Origin of the sequence: Lagierella massiliensis (assembly GCF_001407835.1) — a bacterium.
Lineage (GTDB): Bacteria > Bacillota > Clostridia > Tissierellales > Peptoniphilaceae > Mediannikoviicoccus > Mediannikoviicoccus massiliensis.
Genome location: NZ_CYUO01000004.1, coordinates 607,316 through 620,084 on the forward strand (window position 1 = coordinate 607,316; position 12,769 = coordinate 620,084).

General features: G+C 33.8%; 7 protein-coding genes and 1 tRNA gene. 3 read left to right on the forward strand and 5 right to left on the reverse strand.

Annotated elements, in window-relative coordinates; all coding sequences use genetic code 11:
- Positions 1-2: 2 nt before the first annotated feature.
- From BN2746_RS02850 to BN2746_RS02870, 5 genes are all read right to left on the reverse strand, one after another.
- Positions 3-962 carry an ABC transporter ATP-binding protein gene (locus BN2746_RS02850; RefSeq protein WP_055078333.1) on the reverse strand — a complete coding sequence of 320 codons (960 nt, stop codon included), beginning with the start codon at positions 960-962 and terminating at the stop codon, positions 3-5.
- A complete protein-coding gene (locus tag BN2746_RS02855; RefSeq protein WP_055078334.1) occupies positions 959-1,774 on the reverse strand; it encodes an ABC transporter permease in 816 nt (271 codons plus the stop codon). Before BN2746_RS02855 ends, BN2746_RS02850 begins: the two co-directional genes overlap by 4 nt.
- The gene (locus tag BN2746_RS02860) at positions 1,774-2,724 is read right to left on the reverse strand and encodes an ABC transporter permease (RefSeq protein WP_055078335.1); all 951 of its coding nucleotides are present in this window, start codon (positions 2,722-2,724) and stop codon (positions 1,774-1,776) included. Before BN2746_RS02860 ends, BN2746_RS02855 begins: the two co-directional genes overlap by 1 nt.
- Positions 2,725-2,776: 52 nt before the next feature.
- Complete coding sequence (locus tag BN2746_RS02865; protein ID WP_055078336.1) at positions 2,777-4,381, reverse strand: ABC transporter substrate-binding protein; 1,605 nt, start codon at positions 4,379-4,381, stop codon at positions 2,777-2,779.
- Between the two features lie 233 nt (positions 4,382-4,614).
- Positions 4,615-4,690, reverse strand: a tRNA-Thr gene (locus tag BN2746_RS02870).
- A 162-nt stretch (positions 4,691-4,852) separates the two neighbouring features.
- Here BN2746_RS02870 and BN2746_RS09225 point away from each other — a divergent pair.
- From BN2746_RS09225 to BN2746_RS02885, 3 genes are all read left to right on the forward strand, one after another.
- A complete protein-coding gene (locus BN2746_RS09225) occupies positions 4,853-9,763 on the forward strand; it encodes a cell wall-binding repeat-containing protein (RefSeq protein WP_055078337.1) in 4,911 nt (1,636 codons plus the stop codon).
- Positions 9,764-10,245: 482 nt separating this feature from the next.
- On the forward strand, positions 10,246-10,836 hold the full coding sequence (locus tag BN2746_RS02880; RefSeq protein WP_055078338.1) for a TetR/AcrR family transcriptional regulator: 591 nt from the start codon (positions 10,246-10,248) through the stop codon (positions 10,834-10,836).
- Positions 10,837-10,934: 98 nt separating this feature from the next.
- The gene (locus BN2746_RS02885; RefSeq protein WP_055078339.1) at positions 10,935-12,728 is read left to right on the forward strand and encodes an oleate hydratase; all 1,794 of its coding nucleotides are present in this window, start codon (positions 10,935-10,937) and stop codon (positions 12,726-12,728) included.
- Positions 12,729-12,769: the final 41 nt, after the last annotated feature.

Consider the following 12,769-nt stretch of genomic DNA (forward strand, 5'->3'; position numbering starts at 1 on the left):
ATCTACACCTCTACCATGTGACAGTAAACCCTATGAGTAGGGGAAACTTGTTTTTTAGGTAATTCTTTATTTTTGCACACATCCTGTCTTAAACTACATCTATCATAAAATGGACATCCTTTTGGATTTTCAGTTATAACAGGTGGATTTCCTGGAATTGGGACAAGTCTTTCTTTTTCCCCAATCTTAGGTAAGGATGCCAATAATCCATTAGTATATGGATGTAGTCCATCTGTGAAAAGCTCCTTAGTTGTAGCTTCTTCCATTACTTTTCCACCATATAACACAATAACTCTGTCGCAGGTATTAGCTACTACTCCAAGATCATGAGTTATAAGTAGGGTTGACTGTGAAGAATTTTCGTTTATATTATTTAAAAGCGTTAATACTTGTGCCTGAATTGTAACGTCAAGGGCAGTTGTAGGTTCGTCTGCAATAACGAGCTTTGGATTTAGACAAAGACTCATTGCAATCATGACCCTCTGTTTCATTCCACCTGAAAACTCATGAGGATATGATTTTATTCTATTTTTTGCATCGGGAATTCCAACCATATCCAAATATTTTATTGACAAATCTTTTATTTCCTTTGAGCTTAGATTTTTTCTGTGTCTCTTTATGAGTCTATACATCTGCTTTTCGATTGTAAAAAGTGGATTTAAAGAGGTCATAGGGTCTTGAAATATCATTGATATTTCAGAACCTCTAATATGTCTTAAAGTCTTATCATCAGCTTTTAGCATATCAATTCCATTATAAATAATCTCACCGCTATAGTTGGACTTGTTCTTCAATAGATTTAGTATGGACTTTGCAGTTACAGATTTTCCTGATCCCGATTCTCCTACAAGTCCAAGAGTCTCATTTTCGTTTATATCAAAACTTACATTATTAACAGCATAAGTTGTGTATTCCTTTCCAGGAAATTCTACATTTAAGTTTTTTATCTCTACTAATTTCATTGTATCTCCTGTCTATAATAGTCTCCGATTACATTAAAACAAAGTACGGTTAAAAGAATTAATAATCCTGGGAATAGTGCTAAATATGGAGATGTGCCAAGGTATTGTTGAGCATCCTTTAGCATTGAACCCCAAGATGAATCAGGTTGTCTTACTCCAAGTCCAAGGAAGGATAGGGAAGACTCTGTAAGTATGGCAGATGCCACATTTACAGTTGCCGCAACCGTTAGTGTCGGAACTATATTTCTAAGAATGTGTTTTGTCATAATTTTCTTATGGCTAACGCCAATTAGCTTTGAATAAGTTACATAATCTCTTTCCTTTACAGTCAAGGTCTCTGCACGAACAAGTCTTGCAACTCCCATCCAGTTAAATAGACCTATTATTATAATGATGTTTTGTATACCTGGTTTTAATGCAGCATTTAGTATCAGTATTAAAAAGAATGAAGGTATACTCATCAAGATATCAACCATTCTCATAAGTATCATGTCAACCTTGCCACCAAAGTATCCAGAGATAATTCCAACGAAAGATCCAAGTATGGTTGATATAACTACAGATAGAACACCCACTGTAAGAGAAGCTCTTGCACCATGCAGAGCTCTTGCAAAATAGTCTCTACCTAAGTCGTCAGTTCCAAATAGATTTTCTCCGTTTGGTGGAACTAATGCATTGGTTATATCTGTATCAATACCATTTTTAGGGTAGAGGTCTGCAAGTATTGCAGCAAGTATAAAGATTAGTAGCACAACAATTGAAAGTTTTACCCTAAGGGGGCTATATTTTATTTTTTTAAAAAGATTTTTCATTAATTCATCTCCTTTATTCTTGGGTCTACAAGTCCATAAAGGATGTCTGAAATTAAGTTTCCAAGGATTAAAAGCACAGAAGCAAACATTGTTGTTGCCATTATTAATGGATAGTCAGCTGTAAATATGGCATTCATGCCAAGCTGTCCAAGTCCAGGCCATCCGAAGATACTTTCAGTTATAAAGGCACCTGAAACAAGTCTTGGTAAACTCATTCCAACTAATGTAATAAGTGGAAGTAAAGAATTTTTTAGAATACTCTTAAAGAAAAGTTCTCCCTTTGAGCTACCTTGAGCAAGCTCTGTCATAACATAATCCTCTCTTAGTTGGTCTGTTACTCTTGCCCTAACATATCTACTTATTACGGCAGTGTCACCAATACTAAGTGTAATAACTGGAAGTATAGAGTGCTTTATAAGGTCTGCTGTGGTTTCGACACCAAGGGTTCTCATTCCTATTGAAGGAAGAAGTCCAAGCTTTAGTGAAAATAAATGCACAAGCATCATAGCAAACCAAAAAGAAGGTATTGATATTCCTATGTAGGAAAGTAGAGTAAAAATCTTATCTACAATACCTCCATGATTCATTCCTGAGATTATACCTATAATTGTTCCTAAGATGATTGAAAGTAGAAATGCACTTCCCATAAGACCAAGTGTTGCTGGAAGTCTTTCAGTGACCTGATCGAGTACAGGTCTATGATTTGAAAAAGAATAACCAAAGTCTCCTCTTAAAATATCTCCAGCCCATCTCTTATATTGAACAAAGTAGCTATCATTAAGCCCCATGTTCTCTCTGATTCTCTCTATGTCTTCAACTGTAGACTCAGGTGTTATCTGAGCTCTTACTGGGTCAGAGGGAGCGATTCTTACAAGCAAGAAGGAAACTATGGATATTGTTATTATCATAGGAATTGTTTGTAAAAGTCGTTTTAATATAAGTCTTGTCATAATATCTCCTAAATAAATGAACAATCCCAAAAAGGGACTGTTCATTAGTTAATTATTTTGATTCAATCTTGTTGAAGTAATCAAACATGTGAATAGGTGCAGGGTTCGCTTCGTCAAAGTTTGTAAAGTCTTTACGAACTGCAAGTATAGATTTTACATTTGCAATAGGATATTCTACTGCATCATCAGCAAGAACTTGTTGGATTTCTTTATATATTTCTCCACGCTTAGCTTCGTCAGTTTCTGTCTTAGCTTGTTCGAATAACTCATCCATCTTTGGATTGTTGTAGTTACTAAAGTTTTCTGATGAAGTACTCTTGAAAATTGATGCATAAGAGTCAGGGTTGTCACCCATAACATAACCATTTAAAGCCATGTCAAAATCATGATTTGAATGGTCTAATAACTTTTCAATAAAAGTTGCCCTTTCCATTGGAAGAAGTTCTACGTTTATACCAACTTCTTTAAGCATTTCTTGCATTAGTAGACATTCTTTTTCTTGTGAAGGACTTCCTGAAGTGTACATTAACTTAAGTTCTAAGTTTTCTTTGCCAGCTTCTTTTAAAAGTTCCTTTGCCTTTTCTACATTGTAATCATACTTTTCAACATCATCACTGAAGAATCCAGTGTTAGTTGAGAAAGCTGAATATGCAGGATCTGCAAAGTCTTCACTTAAATAAGTTCCTTGAATAAGCTTAGTCTTGTCAATTGCATAGGAGATAGCTTGACGAACTTTTACATCTTTTAAGTTTTCAGAGTCAACTCTAAAGAATAGATTATCAACCATTCCTTCAGGGAATGTAACAATTTCAAAGTTGTCATTCTTTTCAAACTTAGCTACATCCTTTGGCTTGATATATGAAACAGATATTTCTCCATTTTCAAGTGCAACCATTGATGCATTTGCATCAGGAATAACCTTGTAAGCTATGCCGTCAAGTTTTGCAACATCCCCATGGTAGTCTTCAAATCTTTCAACTTGGTATAGTTCGCCTGTCTTGTGTTCTTTGAACTTAAAAGGACCACTACCAATTGGTTCAGCGTTCTTTGGACTCTTGGCAATGTCTGATTCTCCATCAAATACATGCTTTGGAACTGGTGCGATACTTGCAATACCATCAACAAAAGTCATGTCAACCTTAGGTAACTTATACTCAACAGTAGTGTCGTCAACTTTTTTGTATTCAACTACACCATCTTCTGACTTTAGAACATTTTGACCCTTAGCATTTTGTTTATCATCTAATATACTGTCATAGGTAAAGATGACATCGTCAGCTGTTATGGCTTCACCATCATGCCATTTGATATTGTCCTTTAACTTAAGTGTATAAGTTAAATGATCATCTGATGGAGTCATAGATTCAGCTAAACCATCATATACAACTTCGCCAGACTTAACATGATATAGGTTGTCATATAACACATTTGAAATAGTTAATGAAACTCTGTCGTTAGCATATAGAGGGTTAACAGATGTAGGATCTGATCCAATACCTAAAACCATCAAGCCACCTTCTTTAGAAGAACCTGTTTCAGTTCCTTCAACAGCCGGTGCGTTAGGAGCATCGGTTCCTTTTTTGTCTGCAGGTTTTCCACATGCAGTTAACATAAAAGTAAATGCAAGTAGAACTGCTAATAATTTTCTCTTTTTCATTTTTGCCTCCTGAAAAAAATTTTTTGCAAATTATAATTTAACATAATTACTTTTATATAGCAAACTTAAAGTTAAATTATATTTTCCAATCTGAAAAATAAAAATTTTTGTAAATTTAAAAATAGTTACTCAAACTTTTTCAAATTTACAATAGCTTTACATTTATACCCCTTTAATAAAAATTAAACTATCTTAGTAAAAAATAAAAAAAGACATCCCAATTGGAATGTCTATGGAGCTCACTGCCGGAATTGAACCGGCGACCTCTTCCTTACCATGGAAGCGCTCTACCGACTGAGCTAAGAGAGCAGGTAATGATTATTATATATTAGCACTTTTCTTTTGTCAACGAGATATGAACATGGGATTGACAAAAATAAAATAGAGTAAAATTATAAGGTTTTCCTTGTACTTAATCCAAATTTAAGGTAATATTAAGGAGAAGAAATTTTAAGAAAGGATGTGCATTTTTTGAAAACTCATTTTAAAAGAGTGACATCTTATATTCTTGCATTTGCAATGATATTTTCAACATTTGCAGGAACAGTAAGTTTCGCTCAAAAGGATGAAAAGGATTTCGGCAGAAGATTTAGTGAAACAAAAAAAGCTGAAGAACCTGCCGAAAGAAAGATTGACTCGGACATTAAGAAAACTAAAGATGAAGAAAAAGTTAGAGTCATTGTTGAACTAAAGTCTGATTCAGTATTAGACAAAGCTATTAAAGAAAAGAAGTCAGTTTCTACCATGTCTACAAAGAGAATTGGTAAGATGGCAAAGGCTTTAAATTCTGAACAGGAAAAGGTTACAGAAAAAGCTAAAGATGACGGCGTTGAAATGAAAAAGCTGGACAGCTTTACAATTGCCCTTAACGGATTTTCTGCAGAACTTAAAGCTAAAGATGTAGAAAAACTTGCTAAACAGGAAGAAGTAGCAAGAGTTTACATCGCAAGAGAATATGAAAAACCTAAAGTACTTATGAACACTTCTAAAGATCTTGTAAACATTGTTCAAGATGTTTGGGGTGGAGAATTGGGATTCAAGGGTGAAGGCTCTGTTATTTCAATCATCGACTCTGGTTTTGATATCAATCATAAAGATTTTAACATAACTGATGAGTCAAAAGTTGCACTTAGTGAAGCAAAGGTTAATGAAATAATACAAGCTTCTCAAAGCAGACCAAGACCTCTTGAAGGTATTTATGGAAATGCTAAGTTCCCATATATCTATGACTATCAAGATCTTGACACAAATGTTAAAGAACATAAAGATGGTGGACAACACGGACAACACGTTGCAGGTACTGTAGCTGCAAATGCAAAAATTGATGATGTTAGTGTTAAAGATGGAGGAATCAAAGGGGTTGCACCTGAAGCTCAAATTCTTGGAATGAAAGTCTTTGGAGACGACCTTAACAACAGCACTGTTTTTTCTGATACTTATATTAAAGCAATTGAAGATTCCATTTTACTTGGAGCAGATGCTATTAACATGTCACTTGGATGGCCTGTAAGACCTTATGATAAGGGATCTTATGCTGTAGAAGAAGAAGCTCTAATAAAAGCGGAAGAAGGAGGAATCCTTGTTTGTCTTGCTGGTGGTAATGACGCTAACTCAGCTGCAGGTACAGGATTTAACAAAACTACAAACCCAGACCTTGGAGTACTTGGTACACCTGCACTTTACGAAAATCCACTTACTGTAGCTTCTTTTGAAAACACTAATAAAATTGGATCAAAAGTAGTTTTTAATGGTGAAGACATGGCTGGGTCCATCTTTGATACAGATGCAAATAAAAAACTTCCTTTAAATGAAGAATATGTATATGTTGGACTTGGAAAAAGTGATACAGATTACGAAGGTAAAGACGCAGAAGGTAAAATTGTTCTTGTACAAAGAGGAGATAACTCTTTTACTGAAAAGAAAAACTTAGCTGTGGCACATGGAGCTAAAGGTATTATCATCTTTAATCATGAAAATGGTGGAGATGAGTTAATGAATATGCTCATCGACCTTCCAGTAGATATTCCAGTTATCTTTATAGGACATACTAATGGTATGAAGTTAGTTGAAGCTTTAGAAAGCGGAAAGCAAACTGTTGAAATAGCTGCAATAGGAAAGGTAGATAATATTAGTGCAAAGAGAATGAGTACTTTCTCAACCTGGGGACCAACTTCTGACCTAAGATTAAAACCAGAAATAACAGCTCCTGGTGGACAAATCTACTCAACTCAAAATGATAACCAGTACACAACAATGAGTGGTACATCAATGGCAACACCTCATGTTGCTGGTGCAGTAGGACTTGTAAAGCAAGCTCTTATGAATCCTGAAAAAGCTGGTTTAAATGCAAGCGCAATGTATAACAGAGCAACATTTGCTCAAATTGCTAAGACAAGACTTATGAACGCTGCAGTTCCTCAAAAGTCTCCAGAAGGAGATTATTACTCTGTAAACAGACAAGGTGCAGGTATGATGAACGTAGGTAATGCCATAAAGACACCTGTAAGAGTATATGCAACAGGAACAAATGACGAATTAGTAGATGCAAAATTAAATCTACAAGAAGTTAATGGTTCATTTAAAGCAAAATTAGAATTAAAGAACGACAGCAATAGAGAAGTAACTTATAATATTTCAGTTGTCGGACTTAAAGAAGGTGTAGTTCAAGATCCTAAGACAGGAATTAACTACCTTAACGAAACCACAGAAGAAATAAATGTAAATGTTAGTGGTGATAAGAGTGTTACAGTACCAGCAAGTGGAAATAAAACTGTAGAACTTAGTGTATCTTATAATCCAGCAGACGTTGGAGAAAACCAATTTGTAACTGGATACATCACTCTTAAAGATGCTAAAGCTGTAGAACCAACATTATCAGTTCCATATATGGGCTTTAATGGAGATTGGACTGCTCTTGACGCACAAGACGGTTTCTTCCAATATGACGAACCATGGGAAATTGGTATGGCTGGATTTGGTTTTAACAACTTTGAAGTAAATGGATGGAATAGTGGACCATATCTTCCATCAGGTGTTGAAAAGATAGACGCTAACGGTATGGTAACTGATGGTGAAGGCGAAGAAACAAAAGTTGTATACTTTGGACCTGAAACAGGAGTTGTTCCAGTGCTTTCTCCAATAAGAAACTTAAATGGTCTTGATATATTTGTAGCAGATCATAATGAAAATGAAATCTTTAAGCTACTAAGTGTAGGACTTTTCTCAAAGATAAGTAGAGTTGACCAAAATAACGATCCTTTAAGAGCCTTCGATCCATGGGATGGAAAGCTTAATGGAGAACTTGTTCCAGAAGGTCAAGTATACAACATGATTATCAAGAGTAAGTTAAATTACAAAGACAAAGTACAAACCAAGTCATATCCTGTAGTGGGAGACTATCATTGGCCAGAAATTACAGATGTTAAAGTAGATGAAAATACTGGAAAGGTAACTGCAAAGATTACTGACAATCTTTCAGGAGTTTATCATATTTGGTTAAGAACTCCAGGACCTGAAAAAGATCAAAATATAGATTATGGTATCTTTAGCTGGGGCGAACTTACAAAAGATGGAATGAAGATTGGTGCACAATATAATCCAGAAACAGGAGAAATTTCATTTACAATTCCTGAAGAATTTAAAGGAAAAGATGTTTCACTATGTGCAGAAGACGGCGTTTGGAACTATGCATGGTATGAAATTCAAAAAGGTGAAACAGAACCGACAGAACCGACAGAACCAACTGACCCAACAGAACCAACTGAACCTGAAGAACCAGGAAGCGAAGGCGAAATGAGAATTGTCTTTACAGAACCAGGAGTTTTAGGTTACACAAGAGGAGATGTTGAACTTAAAGGATTGGTTTTAAATGTACCAAAAGATCAAGATCCTACAGTTATGGTTCAAGAATATGATCCTGAAACTGACAAACCTATTGGAAAGCCTATTAAGGCAGCAGTTTTCTGGGATGAAGTTAATAAGAGATTTGAATTTAAGGCAAACTTTGACATAGTTACACTTGGACATGCTAAGATAAAAGCAACAGTAACAACAAAGGACGGACAAACTCACGGTGCTGTATTAGACCTATTAAATGATACTGAAAAACCTACAATTGAAATCTTAAAGACAGAATGTCTTGAAGGAAACAAGGTTAAATTTACAATTAAGGTAACAGATAATTACTGGTACACAAACACAGTTCTTTTCAGAGATGGAAATAACACTGTAGAAGCTGTAAAGCAAATTGATAACTCTTGGGGAACACTTAAGGGTAGACCAGTTAATGAAACATTTGAAGTTGTTTACAACCTTCATGAAGGAGACAATGTATTTAGATTTGTAGTAAATGATGACCATGGATTTGAAGCAGAAGTAACAAAAACTGTAAATCCATTAAAATGTGAAGTTACTGATCCTACAGATCCTACAAAACCAACTGATCCATCTGTACCAGGAACACCTGATAAGCCATCAGATGAAAAACCAAAAAAAGAATTTGTAAAAACTACAGAAGTATTTGGCAAGGACAGATATCAAACATCAGTTGAAGTAAGCAAGAACACATTTGAAAAAGCTGACACTGTAATACTTGCATCAGGAAAGAACTTCCCAGATGCACTTGCAGCATCAACTTATGCAGGACTTGCTAAGGCACCAATACTATTAACTTCAGACAACGCAATAACTCCAGAAGTTTTAAAAGAAATTGAAAGACTTGGAGCAGAAAATGTAGTTGTAGTTGGTGGTACTTCACTTATTCCTGAAAGCGTACTAAAAGTATTAAAGGATAAGGGATTAAAAGTTGAAAGAATATCAGGTAAGACCAGATATGAAACAGCAATCAAGCTATTCAATGAAAAGATAAAAGATAAGGAAAATATTATCATTGCAAATGGAGAAAACTTTGCAGACGCACTTTCAATAGCACCATATGCAGGAATAAAAGGATATGGTATTATCCTTACAACTGGTAATACTATTGATAAGTCAGTATTAAAAGATGCAAAGAATGTTATTATCGTTGGTGGAACATCATCAGTTTCAGAAAAACTTGAAAAAGAATTAAAGGATATGAAACTTGATGTTACAAGAGTAAAAGGTTCTGACAGATATGACACATCCTTAGAAATTGCAAAGAAATTCTTTAATGATACTAAGTTTGCAGTAGTTTCAAATGGACAAGATTTCCCAGACTCATTAACAGGCGCAGTTATTGGAATCAATAAAAAAGCTCCAATGATACTTGTTAAGAGCAATGAAATCAAGAGAGATGCTGTAAAATTCTTAGAAGAAAAAGAATTAGAAGAAATAACAATAGTTGGTGGTTCAACATCAGTTGGACAAAGTGTAAGAAACACTTTAAAATCAATAGAAAAGTAGAGAAAAAGGAATCTTCGGATTCCTTTTTTGAATTCTATTTTTTAAGTCTAAAGGAGCTGTGGCTAAAGTCCTAAAATCTTGATATGGGAAAGATAAATTCTTTTTGTTTTTTTGATTTCGATTTTTTTATAAATGTTCTTTTTGTTATTTTAGTTTTCATAAAAATAAAAATCCTTTATAATTCGAGAAATTTTAAAGTTACAAATTCTAAATCAATTGTAATGTGAAATATTATCTGTTGATGTAATCTTTGGATGGTAATTTTTGTAATGTAAAAATATAAGTAAAAAGATTTCATTTAATTGTTGATTTAAAATCTTTATGCATAGCTTTTATTGGGTATATTTATTACAAACTATCTTAAGAAATAAAAACTCCTTAGACTTGGTCTATGTAAATGTAATCAGATATAACGATAGACTGTCTACAAGTTAAAGTTTTAAAATATAACGTAGTTAATTATTAAAGGAAGTGCTAAAGATATGGCAAAAGCTTATACCAAGAATTTAATACGTAAAGAATTTATAAATCTCTTAAATAAAAAATCTCTTCATAATGTAACAGTAACTGAACTGGCTAAAAAGTGTAATATAGAAAGAAAGACTTTTTACTATCATTACGAAAACTTGACAGAATTAATTAAAGAAATATTTGACGAAGAACTTACAGTTGTAATTGAAGAATTTAATGAAACTTTGTCATGGGAGGACAGTTTTATTTTGGCGGCTAAATTTATACTTGAAAACAAGAAAGCTATAAAGCATATGTATCAGTCAGATTATAAAGATGATGTGGAAAAATATGTTTTTTCCATGGCAGGAGAGATAATGAATAAATATGTAAATCGTGTAGCTAAAAGTACAGATGCAAAAGAGATTGATATAAAACTAATAGCTTATTTTTACCAGTGTGCGTTAAGTAGCTCCTTAATACAATGGGTAGCTACAGATATGAAGACTGATCCTGTAGAAATGACCAATAGGATTGGTAAGTTGATGGACGGAAATATTTTATTGTCTTTAGAGAGAAGTGAAAAATTAGAAAACGTTACTCAAAATTTAAAAATTGAGTAAAAATAACCCAGATGTCCTCATTTGATAGATGAAATCACCTTTGAACAGTGTTTTAATTAATATTGTAAGGAAGTAATTGAACTATCAAGGAGGAAAAAATGGAATTAAAAACTTATGACAAAAGATTAAAACTTACTAACGGAGATTTTCAAAGACTTGTTAAAGCGAGAAAACCTCAAGGAATTGAAGAAAAATCAGCATACCTTGTTGGAACTGGTATTGCATCTTTAACAGCTGCTTGTTTTTTAATTAGAGATGCTCATATGGAAGGAAAGAAGATTACCTTCTTAGAACAAATGGATATTCCGGGTGGATCCTTAGACGGAGAATATATGGATACAAGAGGATATGTTGCACGTGGAGGAAGAGAAACAGGTGCTCACTTCGAATGTCTATGGGATATTTGGAGTTCAATTCCAAGTCTTGAAGATCCAGAAATGAGTATATTAGACTCATATTTCTATACAAATTATGATGATCCAAACTACAGTAATTGTCGTATTACCCACAAACAAGGAGAACGTTATGATGATGGAAAATTTAATTTAACTCAAAGTCAAGTTAAAGAGATTGCAACTCTTTGTATGACAAGCGACGAAAGTCTTGAAGATAAAGCAATCGAAGATATTTTTTCAGATGGACTTTTAAACTCAGACTTCTGGACTTATTGGAGAACGATGTTTGCATTTGAAAATTGGCATTCAGCTTTGGAAATGAAACTTTATTTAAATCGTTTTATTCACCATGTTGGAGGTCTTACAAATTTATCTGCTTTGAGATTTACAAGATATGATCAATATAATTCAATTGTAAAACCTATGGTTAAATATCTTGAAAATCACGGATGTAAATTCCAATATAATTTTAAGGTAACTGATGTTGACTTTGATATTTCAGAAAATAAGAAAGTTGCAACAAAAATTATTGCTGAAGATAAAAATGGAAATGATAAGTCAATTGATTTAACAGAAAATGACCTATTGTTTATTACAAATGGCTCTATGACTGAAAACTCAAGTTATGGTGATGATAATACTCCGGCTGAACTTAGTGATGAACAAACTGGTTGCTGGGAAATGTGGAAAAACATTGCTAAAAAATCTGATGACTTTGGTAACCCTGAAGTATTCTGCTCAGATGTAGAGAAAAGTAACTGGGAGTCTTGTACAGTAACTTGTCACGATGAATCAGTTCCAAAATATATTGAAAAAATAACAAAGAGAAGTCCTTATGGTGGAAAGACTGTAACAGGTGGTATAGTAACTTGTGTAGATTCAAGCTGGCTTATGTCTTGGACAATAAATAGACAAGGACAATATCCTGAACAACCTGAAAATGATGTTTGTGTTTGGGTTTATGGTCTATTTACAGATATTGAAGGTGACTATATCAAAAAGAAAATGAGAGATTGTACAGGAAAAGAAATCACTAAGGAATGGCTATATCACATAGGTGTACCTGTAAATGAAATTGATTCACTTGCTGAAACATGTACAGCTGTACCAGTTATGATGCCATATATTACTTCTCAATTTATGCCAAGAAAGGCTGGAGACAGACCTTTTGTTGTTCCTAAAGGTGGAGTAAACTTTGCATTCTTAGGTCAATTTGCTGAAACTCTTGATAAACCAGGTAGAGATACAGTATTTACTACTGAATACTCTGGTAGAACAGCCATGGAAGCAGTTTATGTACTTTGTGGTGTAGAAAAAGCAGTTCCAGAGGTTTTTGCATCAAGATATGATTTGAGATATCTTTTAAATGGAATGGTAGCTTTATCAGATGGTAAAAAACCAGATCTTCCTCTTAGCCCACTACAAAAGATGAAATTAGCAAAGGTTATAAAAGGAACAGATGTAGAAGAGATGTTGAAAGAATTTAATATAATTTAACTATTGATATTAGTTATAAAATATTGGGACGGTTGAATTAT